Annotated in this window: 26 protein-coding genes; 22 read left to right on the forward strand and 4 right to left on the reverse strand. The window is 54.1% G+C overall.

The genetic code is table 11. The features are described 5' to 3' along the window. Positions 1–9 precede the first annotated feature (9 nt). From rpsQ to CSR02_RS10705, 22 genes are all read left to right on the forward strand, one after another. Positions 10–279, forward strand: coding sequence for a 30S ribosomal protein S17 (rpsQ, locus tag CSR02_RS10600; RefSeq protein ID WP_099541612.1), 270 nt, complete (start codon positions 10–12; stop codon positions 277–279). An 18-nt stretch (positions 280–297) separates the two neighbouring features. Next, positions 298–666 carry a 50S ribosomal protein L14 gene (gene rplN / locus CSR02_RS10605; RefSeq protein ID WP_012812770.1) on the forward strand — a complete coding sequence of 123 codons (369 nt, stop codon included), beginning with the start codon at positions 298–300 and terminating at the stop codon, positions 664–666. Then, positions 666–986, forward strand: a complete 321-nt coding sequence (rplX, locus tag CSR02_RS10610) for a 50S ribosomal protein L24 (RefSeq protein WP_003622726.1) — start codon at positions 666–668, stop codon at positions 984–986. The genes rplN and rplX overlap by 1 nt, the downstream gene beginning before the upstream one ends. 10 nt (positions 987–996) lie before the next feature. Further along, positions 997–1,566 carry a 50S ribosomal protein L5 gene (gene rplE / locus CSR02_RS10615; RefSeq protein ID WP_042786747.1) on the forward strand — a complete coding sequence of 190 codons (570 nt, stop codon included), beginning with the start codon at positions 997–999 and terminating at the stop codon, positions 1,564–1,566. An 80-nt stretch (positions 1,567–1,646) separates the two neighbouring features. Continuing rightward, positions 1,647–1,952, forward strand: a complete 306-nt coding sequence (rpsN, locus tag CSR02_RS10620; RefSeq protein ID WP_042786746.1) for a 30S ribosomal protein S14 — start codon at positions 1,647–1,649, stop codon at positions 1,950–1,952. 9 nt (positions 1,953–1,961) lie between these two features. Beyond that, positions 1,962–2,360 carry a 30S ribosomal protein S8 gene (gene rpsH, locus CSR02_RS10625; protein ID WP_003622730.1) on the forward strand — a complete coding sequence of 133 codons (399 nt, stop codon included), beginning with the start codon at positions 1,962–1,964 and terminating at the stop codon, positions 2,358–2,360. A 10-nt stretch (positions 2,361–2,370) separates the two neighbouring features. Continuing rightward, positions 2,371–2,904 carry a 50S ribosomal protein L6 gene (gene rplF, locus CSR02_RS10630; protein ID WP_042786745.1) on the forward strand — a complete coding sequence of 178 codons (534 nt, stop codon included), beginning with the start codon at positions 2,371–2,373 and terminating at the stop codon, positions 2,902–2,904. Beyond that, positions 2,904–3,266, forward strand: a complete 363-nt coding sequence (gene rplR, locus CSR02_RS10635; RefSeq protein ID WP_042786744.1) for a 50S ribosomal protein L18 — start codon at positions 2,904–2,906, stop codon at positions 3,264–3,266. The genes rplF and rplR overlap by 1 nt, the downstream gene beginning before the upstream one ends. Positions 3,267–3,281: 15 nt before the next feature. Next, positions 3,282–3,857, forward strand: a complete 576-nt coding sequence (gene rpsE / locus CSR02_RS10640; protein ID WP_099541613.1) for a 30S ribosomal protein S5 — start codon at positions 3,282–3,284, stop codon at positions 3,855–3,857. Next, positions 3,850–4,035 carry a 50S ribosomal protein L30 gene (gene rpmD / locus CSR02_RS10645; RefSeq protein ID WP_042786742.1) on the forward strand — a complete coding sequence of 62 codons (186 nt, stop codon included), beginning with the start codon at positions 3,850–3,852 and terminating at the stop codon, positions 4,033–4,035. The genes rpsE and rpmD overlap by 8 nt, the downstream gene beginning before the upstream one ends. Position 4,036: 1 nt before the next feature. Next, positions 4,037–4,525: a 50S ribosomal protein L15 gene (rplO, locus tag CSR02_RS10650; RefSeq protein WP_099541614.1), complete on the forward strand. Its 489-nt coding sequence runs from the start codon at positions 4,037–4,039 to the stop codon at positions 4,523–4,525. 135 nt (positions 4,526–4,660) lie between these two features. Next, complete coding sequence (secY, locus tag CSR02_RS10655; protein ID WP_099541615.1) at positions 4,661–6,019, forward strand: preprotein translocase subunit SecY; 1,359 nt, start codon at positions 4,661–4,663, stop codon at positions 6,017–6,019. Next, positions 6,016–6,684, forward strand: coding sequence for an adenylate kinase (locus tag CSR02_RS10660; RefSeq protein WP_099541616.1), 669 nt, complete (start codon positions 6,016–6,018; stop codon positions 6,682–6,684). Before secY ends, CSR02_RS10660 begins: the two co-directional genes overlap by 4 nt. A gap of 113 nt (positions 6,685–6,797) precedes the next feature. Further along, complete coding sequence (gene rpsM, locus CSR02_RS10665; RefSeq protein WP_042786738.1) at positions 6,798–7,175, forward strand: 30S ribosomal protein S13; 378 nt, start codon at positions 6,798–6,800, stop codon at positions 7,173–7,175. A 66-nt stretch (positions 7,176–7,241) separates the two neighbouring features. Further along, positions 7,242–7,634, forward strand: coding sequence for a 30S ribosomal protein S11 (gene rpsK / locus CSR02_RS10670; RefSeq protein WP_003622750.1), 393 nt, complete (start codon positions 7,242–7,244; stop codon positions 7,632–7,634). A gap of 109 nt (positions 7,635–7,743) precedes the next feature. Beyond that, positions 7,744–8,763, forward strand: a complete 1,020-nt coding sequence (locus CSR02_RS10675; protein WP_099541617.1) for a DNA-directed RNA polymerase subunit alpha — start codon at positions 7,744–7,746, stop codon at positions 8,761–8,763. A gap of 34 nt (positions 8,764–8,797) precedes the next feature. Then, positions 8,798–9,223, forward strand: a complete 426-nt coding sequence (rplQ, locus tag CSR02_RS10680) for a 50S ribosomal protein L17 (RefSeq protein WP_006116036.1) — start codon at positions 8,798–8,800, stop codon at positions 9,221–9,223. A 176-nt stretch (positions 9,224–9,399) separates the two neighbouring features. After that, on the forward strand, positions 9,400–10,461 hold the full coding sequence (locus CSR02_RS10685; protein WP_099541618.1) for an ABC transporter substrate-binding protein: 1,062 nt from the start codon (positions 9,400–9,402) through the stop codon (positions 10,459–10,461). Next, on the forward strand, positions 10,458–11,222 hold the full coding sequence (locus tag CSR02_RS10690) for an ABC transporter permease (RefSeq protein WP_042786850.1): 765 nt from the start codon (positions 10,458–10,460) through the stop codon (positions 11,220–11,222). Before CSR02_RS10685 ends, CSR02_RS10690 begins: the two co-directional genes overlap by 4 nt. Then, positions 11,210–12,028, forward strand: a complete 819-nt coding sequence (locus CSR02_RS10695; protein ID WP_099541619.1) for an ABC transporter ATP-binding protein — start codon at positions 11,210–11,212, stop codon at positions 12,026–12,028. The genes CSR02_RS10690 and CSR02_RS10695 overlap by 13 nt, the downstream gene beginning before the upstream one ends. Before the next feature lie 83 nt (positions 12,029–12,111). Then, the gene (locus CSR02_RS10700) at positions 12,112–12,345 is read left to right on the forward strand and encodes a hypothetical protein (protein ID WP_042786733.1); all 234 of its coding nucleotides are present in this window, start codon (positions 12,112–12,114) and stop codon (positions 12,343–12,345) included. Between the two features lie 57 nt (positions 12,346–12,402). Further along, positions 12,403–12,579 carry a DUF1328 domain-containing protein gene (locus CSR02_RS10705; RefSeq protein WP_042786732.1) on the forward strand — a complete coding sequence of 59 codons (177 nt, stop codon included), beginning with the start codon at positions 12,403–12,405 and terminating at the stop codon, positions 12,577–12,579. A gap of 83 nt (positions 12,580–12,662) precedes the next feature. Here CSR02_RS10705 and CSR02_RS10710 read toward each other — a convergent pair whose 3' ends face one another. Genes CSR02_RS10710 through CSR02_RS10725 form a run of 4 tightly spaced genes read right to left on the reverse strand, consistent with a single transcriptional unit; the run spans position 12,663 to position 21,956 of the window. Further along, entirely contained in the window at positions 12,663–14,228 is a 1,566-nt protein-coding gene (locus CSR02_RS10710; RefSeq protein ID WP_099541620.1) for an efflux transporter outer membrane subunit, read from the reverse strand. After that, entirely contained in the window at positions 14,228–17,536 is a 3,309-nt protein-coding gene (locus CSR02_RS10715; protein ID WP_042786730.1) for an efflux RND transporter permease subunit, read from the reverse strand. Before CSR02_RS10715 ends, CSR02_RS10710 begins: the two co-directional genes overlap by 1 nt. Beyond that, complete coding sequence (locus CSR02_RS10720) at positions 17,533–20,724, reverse strand: efflux RND transporter permease subunit (RefSeq protein ID WP_042786729.1); 3,192 nt, start codon at positions 20,722–20,724, stop codon at positions 17,533–17,535. Before CSR02_RS10720 ends, CSR02_RS10715 begins: the two co-directional genes overlap by 4 nt. Then, the gene (locus CSR02_RS10725; RefSeq protein WP_099541621.1) at positions 20,721–21,956 is read right to left on the reverse strand and encodes an efflux RND transporter periplasmic adaptor subunit; all 1,236 of its coding nucleotides are present in this window, start codon (positions 21,954–21,956) and stop codon (positions 20,721–20,723) included. Before CSR02_RS10725 ends, CSR02_RS10720 begins: the two co-directional genes overlap by 4 nt. Positions 21,957–22,016: the final 60 nt, after the last annotated feature.

A 22,016-nucleotide genomic window follows, 5' to 3' on the forward strand; every position in this document is an offset into this window, starting at 1 on the left:
AGTTAGCCGATGCCAAGGCGCGTCCTGACCGGGCGTGTGACCAGCGATAAGATGGACAAGACCGTTACGGTTCTTGTCGATCGTCGCGTCATGCATCCGCTCTATAAGAAGTTCATTCGTCGCTCTAAAAAATATGCGGCGCATGATGAAGAAAATATCTGCAAGGTTGGTGACTCCGTGCTGATTGTTGAATGTCCGCCTATTTCACGCCGCAAGACGTGGACTGTGATTTCCCGCAACGGCGAAGTCGTTGGTGCGGAAGCCGGTGCATCGGCTTAACGTAAGGATATTTAGGTTATGATCCATCCCGAGACCAACCTTGACGTGGCCGATAATTCCGGCGCGCGTCAGGTGCAGTGCATCAAGGTACTGGGCGGCTCCAAGCGGAAGTCTGCCTCGGTCGGCGACGTGATCGTCGTTTCCGTTAAAGAAGCTATCCCCCGTGGGAAAGTGAAGAAGGGCGACGTTCACCAGGCTGTTATTGTACGGACTTCCTATCCTGTCCGTCGGCCTGATGGTAGCGCTATCCGTTTCGATAAAAACGCAGCTGTGCTGATCAACAAGCAGCAGGAACCAATTGGTACGCGTATTTTTGGGCCGGTTGTGCGTGAATTGCGTGCGAAGAAGTTCATGAAGATCATCTCTCTCGCGCCGGAGGTGTTGTAATGGCTGCCCGTATTAAAAAAGGCGATACGGTTGTCGTCATCAGCGGTTCCTCCAAGGGGACGCAGGGAGAAGTTCTGGAGGTTCGTCCTTCTGAAAACCGTGCCGTTGTGCGTGGCGTGGCGCTGATCAAGCGCCATCAGCGTGCGCGCCGCATGGGTGAAGAAAGCGGGATTATTACCCGTGAAGCGCCCATTCACCTTTCTAACCTGAAGCTGATTGATCCAGCCTCCAAAAAGCCGACACGTGTTGGCTTCCGAGTGCTGGAAAACGGCAAAAAAGTTCGCATCGCCAAGGCGACCGGCGAAGCTATTGAAGGTTGAGGGGCTACGAATGAGTGCGAAACAGGAAGGTCGTTCCCTGCCGCGCCTTCAGCAGCGGTATGAAAGCGAACTACGTGCTAACCTGCGTAAGCAGTTTGGTTACAAAAATGAAATGCAGGTGCCTCACCTTGAGAAAATCGTCCTGAATATGGGCGTGGGTGAAGCTGCTGGTGATCAGAAAAAGCTGGATTCTGCGGTTGCAGAAATGGCACTGATTGCTGGTCAGAAGCCTGTTAAGACTGTGGCGAAAAAAGCTATCGCGGGTTTCAAAATTCGTGAAGGTCTGCCGATTGGCTGTAAGGTCACTCTGCGCCGTGCACGGATGTATGAATTCCTTGATCGTCTGGTAACCATTGCAATGCCTCGCATCCGTGACTTTCGCGGTTTGCCGGCTACCAAGGGTTTTGATGGTCGTGGTAACTTTGCTCTGGGTTTGAAAGAACAGATCATCTTTCCGGAAATCGAATACGACAAGGTGGATGAAATCCGCGGTATGGACGTTGTGTTTGTAACCAGTGCAAAGACAGATGCAGAAGCCAAGGCCCTGTTGAAGGCGTTTGATCTTCCCTTCCTGGGATGATACAGACCCTTCTGGGTGTTTTAATGTGTGATCTTGGAAAACCGTCGAAGGTTTTCGAAGGGTTCCGGAGGTAATGTTGTATGGCTAAGACTTCTGCCATTCTGCGTAACGCAAAGCGCGCGCGCATGGCGGCACGGGATAAAGAGAAGCGGATAGCTCTCAAAAATATCGTTATGGATCGTTCTCTTCCCGTGGAGGATCGGTTTGATGCGTCTTTGAAGTTGGCTGAACTGCCGCGCAATGGTTCACGCGTGCGCGTTCGTCTGCGTTGCAAGCTGACAGGTCGTTCTCGCGGTAACTACCGCAAGTTTGAGCTGTGCCGTATTGCTTTCCGTGATCTGGCATCTGAAGGCCAGATTCCGGGCGTGGTTAAAGCAAGCTGGTAAGGGCGCAAGATGTCACTTTCTGATCCTTTGGGTGATATGCTCACCCGTATTCGTAATGCTCAGCGTGCGCGCCACAATGCCTGTGTTGCGCCAGCTTCTAAGCTGCGTGTGAGTGTTCTGGAAGCTCTGCAGCGTGAAGGCTACATTCGTGGCTATAAGCGTGAAGATGTCCGTAAAGGTATTGCTCAGCTGCATATCGAGCTGAAATATACGGATGGTGAGCCGGTTATCCGCGAAATCCAGCGTGTTTCACGTCCTGGTCGCCGCGTATATTCCAAAATTAAAGAACTTCCTCGTGTTTGCGCGGGTCTGGGTGTTTCCATCCTTTCTACGCCGCGTGGTGTTCTTTCCGATGTTGAGGCTCGTGCTGCCAATGTTGGCGGTGAAGTCCTCTGCCGTGTTTTCTAAGGAGGGGTAAATGTCACGCGTAGGCAAGTATCCTGTTGAAGTGCCGGCAGGGGTGACCGTTGCTATTGCAGATGGTGTTCTGAAGGCCAAAGGGAAGTTGGGGGAGTTGGCTCTGCCACTTTCTTCACATGTTTCCGTTGATGTGCAGGATGGTAAGGTTGTTGTGCAGCCAGTGGGCACTGCTGCCCAGGCGCGCATGATGTGGGGCACAACACGTGCTCTGATCGCAACGGCTGTTAAAGGGGTTTCGGAAGGTTTTTCCAAAGCTCTTGAAATTAACGGCACTGGTTACCGTGCAGCTGTGCAGGGTTCCAACCTGGTGATGAACCTTGGGTTCTCCCATGATGTTGTGTATCCAATTCCTGCAGGTATCAAGATTTCTACGCCGCGTCCGACGGCTATTGTGGTGGAAGGGATCGATAAGCAGCGGGTAGGGCAGGTTGCCCTTGATATCCGCAGCTTCCGTAAGCCTGAACCTTACAAGGGCAAAGGTGTTCGGTACGAAACGGAAACCATTCGTCGTAAGGAAGGCAAGAAGAAATAATGAGCACTCAGCAGGAATTGCGGAACCGCCGTCGGGCGCGTCTCCGTTTTCAGCTGCGCCGCAAGGCGGGTGGACGTCCGCGTCTGTCTGTTTTCCGGTCTGGCAAGAACATTTATGCTCAGGTCATCGACGATGCGCAGGGCCGTACTTTGGCTTCAGCATCCTCCTTGGATAAGGAGCTGCGGACAGACCTGAAAAAAGGTTCTACGCAGGAAAGCGCTGGCGCTGTCGGTAAGCTGGTTGCGCAACGCGCCGTTGCAGCAGGTGTATCTCAGGTCGTGTTCGACAGGGGGTCTTATCTTTATCACGGGCGCGTTAAGGCCCTGGCAGAGGCAGCCCGTGAGGGCGGTCTCTCCTTCTGAGGAAAGGATCACGGAATGGCTCGTGAACCAAGAGAAGGCGGTCGAGGCGGCCGTGAGCGTGAGCGCGAAGGGGATGAACTGGTTGACAAACTGGTAACCATTAATCGCGTTGCGAAAGTGGTTAAGGGTGGTCGTCGGTTTGCTTTTGCTGCTCTGGTTGTTGTTGGTGACCAGAAAGGGCGTGTGGGCTACGGTGCTGGTAAGGCACGTGAAGTTCCTGAAGCAATTCGTAAGGCTACGGAACGCGCCAAGCGTGGCATGATCCGTGTCCCGATGAAGGAAGGTCGTACGCTGCATCATGATGTTGCCGGTCACTTCGGTGCTGGTAAGGTTGTGTTGCGTTCGGCCGAAGCAGGGACGGGGATCATCGCTGGTGGTCCGATGCGTGCTGTGTTTGAAAGCCTTGGCATTAACGATGTGGTTGCGAAGTCTCTGGGAACCCGGAATCCGCATAACATGGTTAAGGCAACTTTTGATGCGCTGGCACGTTGTGCAAGCCCGCGTTCTGTAGCTAGCCGTCGCGGTAAGAAGGTTGCTGAAATCTTCGGTAAGCGCGATCAGGCTCCTGCTGCGGAGGCCGCTGATGTCTGATAAGAAAACCTTCAAAGTTGTGCAGATTGCGTCCGGCAACGGACGTAAGCCTGGGCAGCAGGCAACTCTGATCGGTCTGGGTCTGAACAAGATTGGCCGTGAACGCGTTCTGGAAGATACTCCCTCTACGCGGGGTATGGTACGCAAAGTGGCCCACCTGGTGAAGGTGGAGGATTGAAATGAAGCTGAACGAACTTCGTGATAACGAAGGTTCCCGTTACCGGAAGAAGCGCCTGGGGCGCGGTATTGGTTCTGGTAAGGGCAAGACGTCTGGTAGGGGTGTAAAAGGCCAGAAAGCACGTGAAGGGGTTTCTCTGAACGGGTTTGAAGGTGGTCAGCTTCCTATCTATCGTCGTCTGCCGAAGCGTGGTTTCAAAAACATCTTCCGCAAGGTTTACGCTCCAGTAAATCTTGGCGCGGTGGAAAAAGCCTTGGCTGATGGCAAACTGGCAGCATGTGCACCTGTAACTGAAGAAGCTTTGAAAAAAGCTGGTCTGGTTGGCACGGGCAAGTATGCTGGTGTGCGCATTCTGGGCGAAGGTGAGCTGACAAAAGCTGTTACGTTTGAAGTCTCTGGTGCATCGGCTTCTGCTGTTGCAGCAGTAGAAAAAGCCGGAGGCAGCGTTAAGCTGTTGCAGCCTAAAGCTGCTGAAGCCAGCGCTTCCTGATGTTGCAAAAAGGAGAGCAGTGTTCGCGCTGTTCTCCTTTCTTGTTCCTTCTCAGAATGTTGTCTGAATTTTTCAGGCGATTGTGCCAGCGTCTCCACAGCCGTGGTGGCGCTGTTTGTATGAAAGGACGGATGCATGGCTTCCGCGGCCGAACAACTGGCTGCCAACTTTAACGTAGGCTCTTTTGCCAAAGCGACCGAACTTAAAAAGCGAATCTGGTTTACGCTAGGAGCGCTGATTGTTTACCGCTTGGGCACGTATATCCCGGTTCCGGGAGTGGATGCCACTGTTATGTGGCAGCTTCTGGCGCAGCATCAGGGTGGCATTCTGGGCATGTTCAATATGTTCACGGGGGGTGCGCTTGGGCGTATGACCGTGTTCGCACTGAACATCATGCCATACATCTCTGCGTCTATTATTGTGCAACTTATGTCTACTGCAGTGCCTTCTCTTGAAGCTCTCAAGAAGGAAGGTGAACAGGGACGTAAGAAGCTTAATCAGTATACACGTTACCTTACTGTTCTTATTGCGCTGTTTCAGGCGTATGGGATTGCGGTTGGGTTGGAGAATGTGCACAGCGCTGCTGGCGCTGCTGTTGTTCATCCTGGCATGTTCTTTTTGCTTTCATGCGTGACTACGCTTGTTGGCGGAACCATGTTTCTGATGTGGCTGGGTGAGCAGATTACCGCGCGCGGCGTGGGGAACGGAATCTCGCTCATTATTTTTGCCGGTATTGTGGCCAACTTGCCGCATGCATTGGCCAGTCTCTTTCAGTTAGGGTATACGGGAGCACTTTCACCTTTCTTTGTGTTGCTTTTCCTAGTTCTTGCTGCTCTGACCATTATGTTCATTGTGTTTATGGAACAGGCGCAGCGTCGGGTTGTTATCCAATATCCAAAGCGCCAGATGGGGCAGCGGATGTTTGGCGGAGATACAACCCATATGCCTTTGAAAGTGAACACAGCTGGCGTTATTCCACCAATTTTTGCCTCTTCAGTGCTACTGATTCCGGTCACGATTGCTGGTTTTATGAATGGTAAGTCCTTGCCGGGCTGGCTTTCATTCCTGGGGCAGGAACTTGGGCAGGGGCAGCCGCTGTATATGCTGTTCTATGCTGCCATGATTGTGTTTTTCTCATATTTTTATGCGGCGGTTACGTTTAATCCGACGGAAACAGCTGATAATTTGAGAAAACAGGGTGGGTTTATTCCGGGTGTGCGCCCCGGAGCTGCGACAGCATCGTATTTTGATAAGATTCTCACCCGTCTGACCACAATAGGTGCGGCGTATATGGTGGCTGTCTGTCTGTTGCCACAGATCCTGATCAGCCATTACAACGTTCCTTTCTATTTTGGCGGAACGAGTCTGATTATTATTGTGTCTGTAACCATAGATACGGTGACACAGATTCAGTCTCATCTGGTGGCACATCAATATCAGGGGCTGATGCGTAAATCGCGCGGCGGCAGGAAGCAGAGGATCATCAGACGATGAATATTATTTTTCTGGGCCCTCCCGGCGCGGGAAAAGGTACGCAGTCCAAACTTCTTGAAGAACGGTATGGGCTGATTCAGATTTCTACGGGTGACATGCTGCGTGCAGAAGTCGCTAAGGGGTCTGAAACAGGGAAGCAGGCAAAGGCGCTGATGGATGCTGGGAAACTGGTGCCAGATGAGCTGATTATTGCAATGCTGAAAAGCCGGATTGCGCAGGCTGACTGCCAGAACGGTTTTATTCTGGATGGCTTTCCGCGCACACTGGCGCAGGCGGAAGAACTGGACAGCATGCTTTCTTCTGACGGGAAGAAGATTGATATCGTTCTCTTCCTGGATGTGGATGAAGAAATTCTGGCAGATCGGATTTCCGGTCGCTTTACATGTGGCAACTGCGGCAAGACGTACAATGATGTTTCCAATCCACCCAAGGTGGATGGAGTTTGTGATTCTTGCGGCAGCCATGAGTTCAAGCGTCGGGCGGACGATAAGCGGGAAACTGTTGTTGAACGGTTGAAAGAGTATCGGAAACTGACGGCACCGATTCTGCCGTTTTATGAAAAAGCCGGGCGGCTGCACAAAATTAACGGCATGCTACCGGCCCCTGAAGTGACAAGTGAAATCGAAGATGCGCTTGCCAGTGAAGGGTTGATCACGAAAAAGTGATCCGTTTTCGTTGACTTGTGGCGGTGGCCGGTATATTTCGCGGCCACCAAGTGAAATCTGCCCCAAGGGCTATGAGCGTTCGTGGTTAAGGCGGGCGAACAGGAGTATAAGGCGTGGCACGTATTGCCGGCGTGAATGTCCCGACCAACAAACGGGTTGTTATCGGGCTTCAGTATATTTACGGGATTGGCGCAACTAAGGCTGCTGAAATCTGCAAGGCACTGGATATTCCAGAAGCAAAGCGGGTGAACGAGCTGAGCGATGACGAAATCCTGAAGGTGCGTGAACTCATCGACAGCAAGTATCGCGTTGAAGGCGATCTGCGTCGTGAAATCGCAATGAACATCAAGCGTCTGATGGATCTGGGCTGCTACCGCGGTCTGCGTCATCGTCGTGGTCTGCCTGTGCATGGTCAGCGCACACACACCAATGCCCGTACGCGCAAGGGTAAGGCTGTGGCCATTGCAGGCAAGAAAAAAGCAACGCGCTAATCCAACTGGTTAGGATGTCCAACCCTGCTGCGGCAGGCTCTGGGCAGGGACTGAGGTAGAAAAGACATGGCGAAAGCCGCAACTCCGCGTATTCGCAAAAAAGAGCGTAAGAACATTATTTCTGGCGTGGCGCATGTGCTCTCCACGTTCAACAACACCATGATCACCATCTCTGATGCACAGGGGAATGCCATTTCCTGGTCTTCCGCTGGCGCACAGGGTTTTAAGGGGTCTCGGAAATCTACGCCTTATGCGGCGCAGGTTGCGGCGGAAGACGCAGGTCGCAAGGCTCGCGAACATGGTATGGAAACCCTGGAAATTGAAGTTTCCGGTCCTGGTTCGGGGCGTGAAAGCGCATTGCGCGCCCTGCAGGCTGTTGGTTTCACCATCACTTCTATCCGTGATATGACGCCGGTTCCGCACAATGGCTGCCGCCCGCGCAAGCGTCGCCGCGTCTAAGTCCTGAGCAGGAAGGCAGCTTATGCATTGAGCTGCCTTCCGGTTGTTGTGTCCACTTCAGAGAAATCGCTGCGATTGCAGTGGTTTTTCGTATTGAAAGGCCGGTACCTTGGTCCTTCAGAAAAACTGGCAATCTCTGATCAAGCCCGAAAAGCTTGAGGTCGAATCCGGTGTGGAGCCAGCACGCATTGCAACCGTGGTTGCAGAGCCTCTGGAACGCGGGTTTGGGATGACACTGGGGAATGCGCTGCGGCGTGTTCTGCTGTCCTCGCTTCAGGGTGCGGCTGTGACTGCTGTGCAGATTGACGGCGTGCTGCATGAGTTCTCGTCTGTCGCGGGTGTGCGGGAAGATGTCACGGACATCGTGCTCAACATCAAGCAGCTGGCACTGCGTATGCATGGCGAAGGGCCAAAGCGTATGATGCTGACGGCCACAGGCCCCGGTGAAGTGCGCGCCAGCCAGATTCAGACCGGGCATGATATTGAGATCATGAACCCCGATCTTGTTATCTGCACGCTGGATGATGGCGTTAAGCTGGGTATGGAATTTATTGTAAACATGGGTAAAGGCTATGTGCCTGCCGCGGCAAACCGCCCGGAAGATGCACCTATTGGCCTGATTCCGGTGGATGCAATTTATTCTCCCGTAAAGCGCGTATCTTATAAAGTTGAGCCTACCCGCGTAGGGCAGGTGACTGACTATGATAAGCTGCTGCTGACGGTTGAAACCAATGGTGCTGTAACCCCTGAAGATGCTGTGGCTTTGGCTGCACGTATTCTGCAGGATCAGCTCCAGCTGTTCATCAACTTTGATGAGCCGCGCCCTGTGCAGGCTGAAGAGCCTGAAGATGATCTGCCGTTCAACCGTAATCTGCTGCGTAAGGTGGATGAGCTTGAACTGTCTGTTCGTAGTGCAAACTGCCTGAAGAACGACAACATCATCTACATTGGGGATCTGGTGCAGAAGAGCGAGCAGGAAATGCTCCGTACTCCGAACTTTGGCCGGAAATCCCTGAACGAAATCAAGGAAGTCCTTACCTCCATGGGGCTTTCCTTGGGTATGAATGTGCCGGCTTGGCCGCCGGAAAATATCGAAGAGCTGGCAAAACTGCTTGATGAGCCATTTTGATCTGACTTTTCACACGATACGTAGGAACTGAACTATGCGTCACGGGATTGCCGGCAGAAAGCTCGGCGTTACTTCTTCTCATCGCGCAGCCATGTTTCGCAATATGGCTGTTGCACTGATCAAACATGAACAGATCACCACCACGCTGCCGAAAGCCAAGGAACTGCGCCCGGTTGTGGAAAAGCTGATTACGCTGGGCAAGCGGGGTGACCTGCATGCACGCCGTCAGGCTTTTGCCATGCTGCGTGATGATGTGATTGTGAAAAAGCTGTTTGCTGCTATTGCAGAACGCTACAAGGCACGTAACGGCGGTTATACGCGCGTTCTGCGTGCTGGCGTGCGTTATGGCGATGCCGCACCTATGGCTGTTATCGAACTGGTTGATCGCGATGTGTCTGCCAAAGGGCAGGACAGCGGCCCACGTCCGGAAGCAGAAGAAAAGCAGGATCTGGCTGCATAAGCCACTCATCCGGTTTTTAGAGAAGAGGCTGGCTCAGAAATGGGCTGGCCTTTTTTTTATGCTTTCCTGCCTCTGTGAGTGATGCGATTTTGTATCGTGGAATTGGTTGGAAAAATCTCCCTATTTCTACTTGGTATATTGACAATATATCCTTCCAGAACGTTAGTAATTGCAGAATGAATGGCGCAAACAGATACGGTGGCATTATGAGGCGAGTTTTTCTGCGGATTATGCTGGTGATCAGCCTGTTTTTTGTAGGGCTGACACAGCAGGCACGGGCCGGAACCCCGGTGCGCATTGGGTATATTCCTGTTTTGGGGTCATCTGCCCTGTTTGTTCTGGATGGTGAAGGTTGGGCCAAGCAGGCTGGGCTGGATTTGCAGCTTGTGCGTTTTGGCTCTGGTCCGCAGGCTATTCAGGCTTTGGTATCTGGGCGGATTGATGCCTACGTGGCTGGGGTGCTCCCCTTGTTGCAGGCGCGCGCGCATGGCGTGGATGTGAAGGTTGTGGCCTCTGGCTCGGTTGAAGAGCTGGAACTGGTTGCTCGTGGCCCCTTGGCGCAAATTGTGCCGGAAGGGCAGGAGGGCGGTCTGTCTGCTCAGGCTATCAAGGATGGGCTTGCCAAGTTTAATCAGGAACAGGGGCATCTGCCACGTGTTGCCGTACAGCCTGCCGGTTCTGTGCCAGATATTATGCTGCGTTACTGGTTTGAAAAGCGTCTTGATATTGCGCAGCCTGCGTCAGTCGTAAACATTGCTGGCGTAGATATTGATGCTGCACAGCAGGCTTTTCTGGCGGGTGCGGTAGATGCGGCTGTGCTGCGTGAACCTTCCTTAACCGTAGCAAAAATGCGCGTGCCAGATGCCAGAATTCTGGCGACGGGCCATGATATGATGCCTGATCAGCCTGGCTCTGTTCTAGCTATTGTAAAACCGGCGGAAGTTCCGTGGGCAAAAGCGCTGACAGGTCTGTTTGTTAAAGCCAATACCTTGGTTGCCGAACATCCGGATGAAGCTGCACCTTTTGTGCGTACGGCGCTGGGCGGTGGTATGTTGAAGGAAGAAGTATTGCAAAAGGCGCTTGCGCGTTCGGCCAAACGCTTTGTAAGCGATCCGGCACGTATTGTAGAAGGCGTGCGCCAGTTGCAGGATTTTGAGGTGAAGCAGGGGCTTTTGCGCAAGGCTGAACCTGTGGATGGTCTGTTTGACCTGGAGATGTGGAAGCAGAGCCAGCAGTGAGGGATAAAGTTTCGTTTTCTACAAAATGGGCATTGGGCCTTACTGGGCTTATTGTCTTTTTTGGAGGGTGGGAGGCAGCAGTCCGCACAGGGTTGCTGCCTTCTGGCATGGTGCCTGCCCCCAGTTCGCTTGGGCCAGCCTGGCTGGATGAAGTGCGTGGAGGCTTTTGGCAGCAGGCTATTCTGGATAGTCTGCATCATTATCTATTGGGCCTGCTTATTGGTTCTGTGCTGGGTGCCGGTTTGGGTATTCTGTGCGGCATGGTGGCCGTTGTGGATGGCTTGCTGGAAGGTATTGTCCGGTTGCTGCGGCCTGTTCCGGGCTTGGCGTGGGTGCCTTTTGCCATTTTGTGGTTTGGCCTGAACACATCGGGCGCAACCTTTGTGATTGCCATTTCTGTTTTCTGGATCAATTTTTACGCGGCCCATAGTGCTGTACGTGGGGTGGACCCGGAATTATATGAACTGGCAGCCGCTTTTGGGCATGGCAGCTTTTTTGGGCGTTTGTTCAAGGTGGTACTACCAGCCGCGTCTCCGGGGCTTATGTCGGGCCTGCGCACCGGTTTGGGGCAGGGCTGGATGTCTGTTGTGGCAGCAGAGCTGTTTGGCGTGCCGGGTATTGGCGCGCGAATGATGCAGGCTTCCAGCTTGCTGGCTACCGATGTGGTGGTGGTGTACATGCTCACCATGGCGTTGCTTTATGCTGTTACGGATTTTCTGTTCGGGTTTGTGAGAACACGCGTGCTGAGGTGGCAACCATGAGTGAGAAACACTGCGTTGCCAGCTTGGACAATGTTGGGCTCTCGCATGATGGCGGTGCCAATTTTGTGCTGCGGAATGTGAGCCTCACATTGGAGCAGGGTGAATTTGTTGCGCTTTTAGGTCCATCCGGCGTGGGTAAATCCACACTGTTGCGTGTGTTTATGGGGCTTATGCAGCCTACAGAAGGCACGGTAGGCGGTTCGGCCTGCACAACAGATGCAGAGGAAACAGGCACCAAGCGGCGCAGGCGCGCCTTGGTGTTTCAGGATGCGCGGCTTATGCCGTGGCGGTCTGTGTTGAAAAATGTTGAGTTCGGTTTGGAAGGCTTGGGCCTGACGTGTGAAGAAAAGCGCGCACGCGCCATGGATGCGCTAAAACTGGTTGGGCTGGAGGAAGCCGCAGACCGCTGGCCACGCCGTATGTCTGGCGGACAACGCCAGCGCGTAGGTGTGGCGCGTGCCTTTACTGTTAACCCAGATCTGCTGTTGATGGATGAACCGTTTGGCGCATTAGATCCTATTACACGCAGCAGCTTGCAGGAAGAACTCCAGCGTATCTGGCAGCAAACGCATAAAACCGTGCTGTTTGTAACGCATGATATAGAAGAAGCCTTGCGCCTAGCCACCCGTGTGGTGGTGTTGGCAGGTGGCCCACCAGCGGGCATTACGGGTGAAATTGCCATTACAATGGATGAACGCAACCCCGAAAGCACGGTTTTTAGAACTTATGCGGCCCGGTTGCGCGCCATGATTGCAGGGGAAAAAGACCCCGGTGGCGCTCCGTACTGGCGTTCTGCTGAAATTTAGTTGAAAAGCATATAAATAAAATCATGCTGGCATCCTTTGCGGGGTGTCGTGCGTTCACTTGCAACAAAATGGGGAGACATCGCATGAGCGATGACAACACGAAGGATTACGCGCTGGAAGAAGGCATTGGCCGTGTTCAGGATGGTGCGGAAGGCTTGTTCAGCCAGCTCCCCAGTTATGATGAAATGAACCCGGATAAACGTTGTGCTGCAACAGAAGCCGTGCGGGATGTGGTGATTGATCAGCCCTTCCTGATTCTGCCAATTGCGGGAATTTTCAGCTTTATTGTTGGCGGCTTGCTGCGGCGGCGACGTTAAATTTTTAAGGTCCTTTGGTCAGCACATTCTGCCTGAAGGCGTGAAGGAGATGATTATATGCTAAAGCTGGCACTGTTTTTTCTGGTTATTTCCCTTATTGCGGGGCTGTTCGGTTTTGGCGGCATTTCCTCCGCTGCTGCGGGAATGGCAAAAATCCTGTTCTTTATTGCCATTGTTCTTTTTGTTGTTTTTCTGGTGGTGGCCTTGCTGGCAGGGCGTGCCATTACAAAATAACGGCTTTTAAATAATCAGACACAAAAAAACCCCCGGTCTGGAAAGGCCGGGGGTTTTTGCTTTCTGGAGCAAAAAGGAAAACGCTAGTTTTTGTCTTTCTGGATAAAGGAAGGCAAAAACGGGTTGTCCTTTTGCATGGAATTCTTGCTGGGGAGGGAGGATGCATCCCACCCTCCGCCAAGGGCTTCGATAAGAGTGACGGAATCCAGAATACGGTTTTGCTGAATTTGCAGTGCTGTTTCAGCGTTGGAGAGGGCCGTGACTTCTGCCGTAATCACTGTGGTGTAAATCTGGGTGCCAGCCATGTACTGGTTGAAGGAAATTTGCACAGCCTTGTTGGCGGCTTCCACGGCAACAGCCTGCTGGCTTGCCTGGTCAGCCAGTACGCGCAGGTTGGCAAGCTGATCTTCCACCTGTTGCAGGGCTGTTAATACCGTCTGGCGGTAGGCTGCCACGTAGTAATCATAATTGGTGTTGGCTTCACGCACGGCGGCGGTGCGTGCGCCCCCTTCAAACAGGGTTTCCGTGGCAGAAGCACCCAACGCCCAAATACGGTTGGCAACCTGCACCAGTGCGCCTACCGGGTCACCACTGTAGGAGTAACTGGCCGTCAGTTTTACGTCCGGGTAAAAAGCCGCAAGGGCTGCGCCAATCTGGGCATTATATTCTTCCATCCGGCGTTCAGCGGCAGAAACATCTGGCCGGCGTTGCAGAAGTTCTGCGGGCACGGCTACAGGAATGGCCGGAATATCTCGCGTAAGTGCACCGTGGGGGATGGAAAGATCTGCCGGGGCCTTACCCATTAAAATGGCAATGGCGTGTTCATACCCTGCGCGGGCGGCATCTGTTGCCGTGGCCTGGGCGCGTGTTTGCTCAAGCTGGGTTTGCGCCTGCATCAGGGTGGTGGGGTCTGCCGTGCCCGCATCGTACTGGTTTTTGGTAATCTGGTAAGAACGTTCGTAAAACGTGACGTTCTTTTCCAGCAGATCATGCAGGCTGTCCTGATATCGCAGGTTGAAATAGGCTGTAGCCAGCTGCGCCTGGTAGGACAATTTGGCATTTGCCAGATCAGCGGCAGAGGCCTGAGCTTCTGTCACCTGTGCCTGAATCTGGCGGCGGATGCGTCCCCACAAATCCAGATCCCACGAGGCAGTCAGCCCCATGCCATAAGTGTTTTCCGTGGTGTTGGAGGCGAGGGAAGAAGTTGTATCTCCATAATTGATGATGGTGCCCGATGAGCGCGAACCACGGCCGGAACTCTGCCGGTTGAAGGAAAGCGCACCGCTGAGCGTTGGATACAGCTCTGCCCGAATGGCGTTAATGGCGGCGCGGGCATTGCGGTATCTGGCCTCATACTGCGCCACGTTCTGGTTGTTGATTTCAACCTGAGATTCAAGCTGGTTCAGCAGCGGGTCATTATAAAGTGTCCACCACGTTCCTTTGGGAATAGTCGCCAGATTGGGCTGCGCATAGTTCCACCCAGCAGCAGGCCGCAGCTCCTTAAACTGCGGAGAGATAATGGCCGAGGGGCGCTTGTAATTAGGGCCAACCATGCAGCCCATAAGCACCAATGGCGCCATAAGGCTGGCAGCACGGCGGGACAGTTTTTTGTGTTTAAGCATTGTGCTGGAAAAAGAAGGCGAAACCATCAGCTATCCTGCCGGGAGGTGCGAGAAAAGAAAGAGCGCAAGCGTATTTTCTGAACACGCAGCCGCCACGTATCAAGCGTAAGATAAATAACAGGCGTGGTATAAAGCGTAAGTGCTTGGCTGACGAGCAAGCCACCCACAATGGCAATGCCCAATGGGTGGCGCAGTTCTGCCCCATAGCCATTGGTGGTAATCAGCGGGGCAGCCCCCAGTGCAGCGGCAGCCGATGTCATGATAATGGGGCGAAAGCGCAGCAGGCAGGCGGTGCGGATGGCTTCCAGCGGGGCCATGCCGTGTTCGCGCTCTGCCACAAGGGCAAAGTCCACCAGCATGATGGCATTTTTCTTTACAATGCCAATCAGCAGGATCACCCCAATCATGGCAATAAGCGAGAACTCCTCTCCCGCCAGTTGCAGTGCCAACAGCGCCCCCACACCCGCAGATGGCAGGGTGGAGAGAATGGTAAGCGGATGCAGATAGCTTTCGTACAGAATACCCAGAACAATATAGACGGCACATAGGGCAGCCAGTATCAGCAGGGGCTCATCATTCACGGCTTTCTGAAATTGTGCGGCATTTCCCGCAAAGCTGCCGTGAATAGTGGAAGGCATATGCAACGTGACCTGTGCGGCGTTGATAATCTGTGTGGCCGCGCTGAGCGAAACCCCTTTGGCCAGATTGAAGGAAACAGTGGAAGCTACAGCCATGCCCTGATGGTTGACGGAAAGGGGGGTGCGTGTCTGCACAATCTGCGAAACCAGCGTAAGCGGCACCATGTTTTCAGAGGAGGTGCTGACGGCAGAACCGCTGGAAGCTCCAGCACCACCTGCCAGCGCGTTGGCAATCTGGTTTTTGAAAGATTGGGAACTTAATGAGGATTCCGAGCTGTTTCCTGCCGCATCCAGCCCGCTGGTATTGCGCACACGTATGGTGTTGGACTGTGTGCCACCCCCAGCTGTACCCCCTGCCACACTGATCCATACCTGCATCAGGCTATGGGGGTTAGACCACAATACCGGATCCGCCTCCATAACCACACGATACTGGTTTAACCTGTTATAGATAACAGAGGCCGCACGTTGCCCAAAAGCATCATACAGCGTGTTGGACAGAAGCTGAGGCGTGATGCTGACACGTGCGGAGGTATCGCGGTCTATATCCACGCTCATGGCGGAACCGCCCTGTTGTACGTCGGATGAAAGGTCCGTCAGTTCCGGGTGGTGCCGCAATTCGTTCAGCAGCTTTTCTGTCCATGAATAAAGCTCGGCGGCGTTTTCACCTTCCAATGTGTATTGATAGGAGGCATTGCTCTGCCGCGCACCCGCCCGCACAGCACCGGGCTCCATCAAAAAGAAATCGGCCCCAACCAGTTTACGCAGCCGATTGCTGATACGGTTGATAAGGTCAGTCGGTGTATCCGAACGCGTGCTTTTATCCTGCAACTGCAAGAACAGATTGGCCTGGTTGGAAGAGCCGCGCCCCCCGATAAAGGAGGAAACACTTTTAACTTCCGGTTCTGCCAGAATGGCCTTTTGCACATCTGCCAGCTTTTTGCTGAGGGCGCCAAAGGAGATGGACTGATCCCCCTGCAAATGGCCCATCAGCAAGCCTGTATCTTCGACCGGAAAGAAGCCCTTGGGCATAAGGATGAACAGCGCCACAATAAGCACCAGCGTAAAGGGCAGGCTAAGCAGCACCAATTTATTGTGCCGGAGTGCAACATCCAATGAATGGGCATACCCGGCCTGAAGTTTATCCAACGCAAGGGTAATGTGTGCAGCCACGCGGGCAGAAAGCGACGGATGTGCGTTGTTTTCTGGCTCATGGGCGCGTGGTGCCAACAGGTAAGCGGCCATCATGGGGGTAAGGGATAGGGACAGCACCATGGAGATAATAATGGTGATGCTGACCGTCATGGCGAATTCATGGAACAGCCGGCCCGCAAGCCCGCCCATCAGCAGAATGGGCAGAAAGACCGCAATCAGCGAAATGGAAATGGAAAAAACGGTAAAGGCTACCTCGCTACTGCCTTTTATGGCGGCATCTCGCGGGGCAAGGCCCTGTTCTATGTAGCGGGCAATATTTTCCACCACCACAATGGCATCATCCACCACAAAGCCGGTGGAAACCGTAAGCGCCATAAGGGACATATTATCCAGCGAATAGCCAAACAATGCCATGACCCCAAACGTGGCCACAATGGAGGTGGGCACCACAACGGCGGGAATAAGCGTCATTCTGACAGAGTGCAGAAATAGCAGCACCATCAGCACCACAAGCACCACGGAAATTACCAGCGTAAGCTGTGTATCGGCCAAAGAGGCACGAATGGTCAGAGAGCGATCAAGCCCCACATGCAAATCCACCCCACCGGGCAAGGCGGCCTTGAGCATGGGTAGTTTGGCGTTGATCTGATCCACCGTGTGGATCACGTTGGCGCCGGCCTGCGGAAACACCACGGCAATAACCGAGGGCTGGCCGTTGTAATACCCGGCGTTCCGCAGGTCTTCCACGCTGTCACGCACCTGCGCAATATCGGCAAGGCGGACAGGCCGGTTATTGCGCCATGCAATAATCAGGTCCCGATAATCCTGCGCCTTGCTAACCTGATCATTGGTATCCAGCGTAAAGCGCATGCCGCCTTGGTCAATAATACCTTTGGGGGTATGGGCATTGGCGGAGGCCAGAGCCGCGCGTACGTCTTCAAAGCTGATCCCGTAGCGGTAAAGGGGGAGAGGATTGATTTCCGCACGAATGGCGGGCAGCGCGCTCCCGCTGATTTCCACCTGACCCACACCTTCTACGGAAGACAGATGCTGCACCAATACGTTGGTGGCGTAATCGTAAAGCTGTGGGCGCGTATGGGTATCTGAGGTGAGGGTGAGAATCAGGATAGGCGCGCCATTGGGGTTGGCTTTGCGGTAGGTGGGGTTTTGCCGCAGGGTGGAGGGCATATCTGCATGGGCGGCCTGTAGGGCGGCTTCCACATCCCGCGCAGCGCCGTTGATATCGCGCGAGAGGGAAAATTGCAGCATGATGCGCGTGGTGTTCTGCGAGGATTGTGACGTCATTTCCGTCACATCCGCAATCTGGCCCAAATGGCGCTCCAGCGGTGCGGCCACAGATCCGGCAATTTCTTCCGGGCTGCCACCGGCCTGCGTGGCTTGCACCATAATAACCGGAAAATCCACATTCGGCAGATCGGATACCGGCAGGGTGCGGTAGCCTAAAATCCCGCCCAGCAACATGGCCACCGTAAGCAGAATGGTGGCCACGGGCCGGTCAATAAACAGCCGGCTTATGCTCATGGCGCAGACTGTCCATCTGCCGGAGGGGAACCGGAAGGCTGGCTTTGCCGATGCCGCATGGCATCCCATTTATGGGCCATTGTATCCAGCGCCAGATAGATAACGGGCGTGGTGAACAACGTAAGAAGTTGGGAAAGGGCCAGCCCGCCAATAATGCTCAGCCCCAGCGGGTAACGCAGTTCCGAGCCGGTGCCATGAGAGATAACCATGGGCACTGCCCCCAACATGGCGGCAAGGGTTGTCATTAAAATAGGGCGAAAACGCAATGTGGCGGCTGTGCGGATGGATTGCAGGGAATCCATGCCATGCACACGTTCTGCCTCCAGTGCGAAGTCGATCATCATGATGGCGTTTTTCTTGACAATACCAATCAGCAGCACAATGCCGATAATGCCCATGATATCCAGATCCACGCCTGCAATCATCAGTGTCAGCAACGCGCCAATGGCGGCGGATGGCAGGGTGGACAAAATGGTAACCGGGTGCACAAAACTTTCGTAAAGAATGCCCAGCACAATATACACGGCAATCAGGGCGGCAATAACAAGAAACATCTCGTTGCTGAGAGAGCCCTCAAACGCTGCCGCCGTGCCCTGAAATGATGTCTGGAAGGTGGAGGGCAGGCCAATGTCCTTTTCCGCCTTGCGGATGGCGGCGGTGGCATCTCCCAGCGCGTAACCATCACTCAGGTTGAAGGAAATGGTGGCGGCGGGGAACTGCCCAAAATGTGTGAGCAGCAGCGGAGCTGTTTCCTGCGTAACGGTGGTAACGGCCGCCAGCGGCACCAGCCCGGAGGTGGGCGAACGTGTGGGGCCGGAAACACTTTCCCCCGAATTGCCACTGATACCGGGCAGATAAAGTTGGGAGAGCGCGGTAAGATTGGTTTGAAACCGTGGGTCTGCTTCCAGAATAACCCGATACTGGTTGGACTGCGTGTAGATGGTGGAAATCTGCCGCTGGCCAAAGCTGTCATACAACACGTTATCAACGGTTTGGGGCGTGATGGAATAGCGCGCACCTGTGGCTCTATCCAGCGTAACCCGCGCCACCAGCCCGGAGGCCTGCAAATCCGATGTGACATCAGACAGGGAAGGTTCCTGCTTCAGCCGGTCCAGCAGCTTTGGCACCCATGTCTTGAAGGCATTATATTCCGGGTTTTCCAGCAAAAACTGATATTGCGTGGCCGTAACCGTTGTATCCAGGGAAAGATCCTGAATGGGCTGCATATACAGTTTAATGCCTGCCACCTGCGCGGTTTCATCCGCCAGCCGCCGGGCAATTTCTGCCGCAGTGCTTGTACGGTCATCATGCGGTTTGAGGTTGATTAGAAACCGGCCCTGATTAAGCGTGGCATTCTGCCCATCCACCCCGACAAAGGAAGAAAGCGAGACCACATCCGGGTCTTTCAGCAGCACTTTGGCAAGTTCCTGCTGGTGCTGCTTCATGCTTTCGAAAGAGATGGTTTGCGAGGCTACGGAAATTCCCTGAATGACCCCTGTATCCTGTGCGGGAAAGAACCCTTTGGGAATCACCCATGCCAGCACACCCGTAAGCACCAAGGTCCCCACGGCCACGCACAGTGTCAGCACACGGTGGGCCAGCACCACATCCAGTATGCGGTCATACCCGGCAATCAGCTTTTCCGTATAGTCTTCCATCCGGGCGGACCAGCGCTGGAACGCCGTGGTGGCAGATCCTGCATCATGCACACGTTCGGAAAGAATGCGCGCACACATCATGGGTACCAGTGTAAGCGAAACCACGGCAGACAGAATGATGGTCACCGCCAGCGTAAGCGCAAATTCATGAAACAGGCGGCCCACAACATCGCCCATGAACAACAGCGGAATAAGCACCGCAATGAGCGAGATGGTAAGCGAGATAATGGTAAAGCCAATTTCCCCAGCGCCTTTCAGGGCGGCGGTCATCCGGTCTTCCCCCGCTTCCACATAGCGGGAGATGTTCTCGATCATGACAATGGCATCATCCACCACAAAGCCGGTGGCGATGGTGAGCGACATGAGAGACAGATTATCCAGCGAGAAACCCAGCAGATACATAACCGCCAGCGTGCCGATAATGGAAAGCGGCACAGACAGGCTGGGGATAATGGTGGCGGGCACATTGCGCAGAAATACAAAAATAACCCCGACCACCAGCACAAGGGAAAGAAACAGATCGCTCTGCACATCAGCCACAGAAGCGCGGATGGTGGTGGTGCGGTCTGTTAGCGGGGTAATATCAATGCCGGGGGGCAGTGTTTCGCGCAGGCCGGGCAATGTGGCTTTGACGTTGTCCACCACAGAAATAACATTGGCGCCGGGCTGGCGCTGCACGTTCATAATCAGCGCGGGTGTCAGGTTGGACCATGCCGCAAGCTGCGTGTTTTCCGCACCCACAACCACAGTTGCCACATCACGCAGGCGGATGGGGCCGTTGTTCTGATAGGCAATAATCTGGTTAAGCAGCACATCGGGGCTGGTAATCTGCCCATCCACCTGCAACGTGGCAGCCTTTTGGGGGCCATCAAATGTCCCGGTGGGGGAATTAACGTTTACGTTGCCAATGGTGGTGCGCAGCGTGTCCAGGTCCATACCGTAGGACGTCAGCTTGGGTATGTTCACCCGTACCCGGATGGCCTTGCGGTTGCCGCCAGAGAGTGTCACCAGCCCCACGCCGGAAATCTGGCTGATTTTTTGTGCCAGACGGGTGTCCACATAGTCTTCCACTTCTGGTAGCGGAATGGTGGAGGATGTAATGCCCAGCGTAAGCACGGGCGTATCTGCCGGGTTGACCTTGGCGTAAACGGGGGGAGCAGGCAGATCTGTTGGCAGCAGGGAGTTGGCCTGGTTAATGGCGGCCTGCACTTCCTGCTCCGCCACGTCTATGGAGGTATCCAGCGCAAAACGCAGGGTAATAACGGATGCGCCGCCAGATGAGCGGGATGTCATCTGGTCCAGCCCCGGCATCTGGCCAAACTGGGTTTCCAGCGGTGCGGTAACGGAGGTGGACATCACATCCGGCCCGGCGCCGGGGTAGAATGTTTCAACCGTAATGGTTGGGTAATCTACCTGCGGCAGGGCGGAAACGGGCAGAAAATGGTAGCCCAGCAGGCCAGCCATAAAAATGGCCAGCATAAGCAGAGTAGTGGCAACCGGCCTGCGAATAAAAAGGGCTGATGGGTTCACTTTGCCGCGTGATCCGATGCTGGAGTGGTTTGTGCAGGAATGGTGACCTTGATGCCAGCGCGCAGGTGGTCTGTGCCATCTGTCACCACTTTGTCTCCATCTTTCAGGCCGGTGGTAACAACAATATTGTTGCCATCTGATGTGCCGGTGGTCACGGGCCGGACTTCAACGGTGTTATCGGCCTTTACAACGTAAACAAACAGGCCGGTAGGGACAGTTTGCACGGCGGTTGTGGGCAGCAGCAGCACATTGTTGAGTGTTTTGACCAACAGACGGGCATTTACAAACTGGTTGGGAAACAAATGCTCATCCGTATTGGGGAAGATGGCGCGTAAGCGCACGGTGCCGGTGGAGGTGTCTATCTGGCTATCCAGCGTGCTGACAGTGCCATCTGCAATTTTTTGCGTGTTGGCACTGTTCCACGCTTCAACCGGCAGGGATTTCTGGGTGCGCAATTCTTCCGCCACTTCCGGGAGCTGATTCTGCGGCAGCGTGAAGATAACGGAAATGGGCTGCATCTGGGTAAGAATGGCCAACCCACCAGATTGACCCGCCGTAACATAATTGCCCTTATCCACCGCACGTATGCCAATGCGGCCATCCACAGGGGCAATAATGTGGCAGTAGGTGATCTGGAGTTTCTGGTTGTCCACCAATGCCTGATCAGCTTTTACCGTGCCTTCCAGCTGCTGCACAATAAATTGCTGATCCTTGGCGGTTTTGGCATCAATACTGTCCTGGCGGATCAGGCGTTGATAACGCGCACTGTCCACCCGTGCCTGTGCAAGCTGGGCCTTGTCTGCCGCAAGTTGCCCTTCGTACTGGGCCAGCAATACCTCATAGGGGCGGGTATCTATCAGTGCCAGCAAGTCACCCTTGTGTACGTGCTGTCCTTCCGTAAACAGCACATTCATCAGATAGCCTTCCACACGTGTCTGCACGGTGACGTTGGTAATGGGGATCACCGTTCCCAACTCGGTAAACACCACGGGCATGGTGCCATTATGCACGGTTTGCACGGCAACAGGCTGTGCTTGCGATGCATCTGCTGTGTGGTGTCTGCCCTTTTTATGCGTGCCGCTGCTGGTATCTCCATGCGGGCGCAGGAAGGCAAAAGCCAGTACACACACACCTGCCAGAGCTATGCCTGCAAGTAACAGCCGTTTTTTACGGGGAGGGCGCGGAGATGGTGAAGGTGGAGAAGGGGGAGAGTCTGGCTGATGTTCATCCATGTGGCGCGCTGCGTATTACCTGAAAAAAGAATGTTGGTTCAGACAGGAGAATAAAGGCCA

This window comes from Acetobacter pomorum (assembly GCF_002738225.1).
Classification (GTDB): Bacteria; Pseudomonadota; Alphaproteobacteria; order Acetobacterales; family Acetobacteraceae; genus Acetobacter; species Acetobacter pomorum.

Excerpts from the sequence above, each read along its gene's own strand:
- rpsQ (WP_099541612.1), top strand. The coding sequence starts at position 10 with ATGCCAAGGCGCGTCCTGACCGGGCGTGTGACCAGCGATAAGATGGAC.
- rplN (WP_012812770.1), top strand. The coding sequence starts at position 298 with ATGATCCATCCCGAGACCAACCTTGACGTGGCCGATAATTCCGGCGCG.
- rplX (WP_003622726.1), top strand. The coding sequence starts at position 666 with ATGGCTGCCCGTATTAAAAAAGGCGATACGGTTGTCGTCATCAGCGGT.
- rplE (WP_042786747.1), top strand. The coding sequence starts at position 997 with ATGAGTGCGAAACAGGAAGGTCGTTCCCTGCCGCGCCTTCAGCAGCGG.
- rpsN (WP_042786746.1), top strand. The coding sequence starts at position 1,647 with ATGGCTAAGACTTCTGCCATTCTGCGTAACGCAAAGCGCGCGCGCATG.
- rpsH (WP_003622730.1), top strand. The coding sequence starts at position 1,962 with ATGTCACTTTCTGATCCTTTGGGTGATATGCTCACCCGTATTCGTAAT.
- rplF (WP_042786745.1), top strand. The coding sequence starts at position 2,371 with ATGTCACGCGTAGGCAAGTATCCTGTTGAAGTGCCGGCAGGGGTGACC.
- rplR (WP_042786744.1), top strand. The coding sequence starts at position 2,904 with ATGAGCACTCAGCAGGAATTGCGGAACCGCCGTCGGGCGCGTCTCCGT.
- rpsE (WP_099541613.1), top strand. The coding sequence starts at position 3,282 with ATGGCTCGTGAACCAAGAGAAGGCGGTCGAGGCGGCCGTGAGCGTGAG.
- rpmD (WP_042786742.1), top strand. The coding sequence starts at position 3,850 with ATGTCTGATAAGAAAACCTTCAAAGTTGTGCAGATTGCGTCCGGCAAC.
- rplO (WP_099541614.1), top strand. The coding sequence starts at position 4,037 with ATGAAGCTGAACGAACTTCGTGATAACGAAGGTTCCCGTTACCGGAAG.
- secY (WP_099541615.1), top strand. The coding sequence starts at position 4,661 with ATGGCTTCCGCGGCCGAACAACTGGCTGCCAACTTTAACGTAGGCTCT.
- CSR02_RS10660 (WP_099541616.1), top strand. The coding sequence starts at position 6,016 with ATGAATATTATTTTTCTGGGCCCTCCCGGCGCGGGAAAAGGTACGCAG.
- rpsK (WP_003622750.1), top strand. The coding sequence starts at position 7,242 with ATGGCGAAAGCCGCAACTCCGCGTATTCGCAAAAAAGAGCGTAAGAAC.
- rplQ (WP_006116036.1), top strand. The coding sequence starts at position 8,798 with ATGCGTCACGGGATTGCCGGCAGAAAGCTCGGCGTTACTTCTTCTCAT.
- CSR02_RS10685 (WP_099541618.1), top strand. The coding sequence starts at position 9,400 with ATGAATGGCGCAAACAGATACGGTGGCATTATGAGGCGAGTTTTTCTG.
- CSR02_RS10700 (WP_042786733.1), top strand. The coding sequence starts at position 12,112 with ATGAGCGATGACAACACGAAGGATTACGCGCTGGAAGAAGGCATTGGC.
- CSR02_RS10705 (WP_042786732.1), top strand. The coding sequence starts at position 12,403 with ATGCTAAAGCTGGCACTGTTTTTTCTGGTTATTTCCCTTATTGCGGGG.
- CSR02_RS10710 (WP_099541620.1), bottom strand. The coding sequence starts at position 14,228 with ATGGTTTCGCCTTCTTTTTCCAGCACAATGCTTAAACACAAAAAACTG.
- CSR02_RS10715 (WP_042786730.1), bottom strand. The coding sequence starts at position 17,536 with ATGAGCATAAGCCGGCTGTTTATTGACCGGCCCGTGGCCACCATTCTG.
- CSR02_RS10725 (WP_099541621.1), bottom strand. The coding sequence starts at position 21,956 with ATGGATGAACATCAGCCAGACTCTCCCCCTTCTCCACCTTCACCATCT.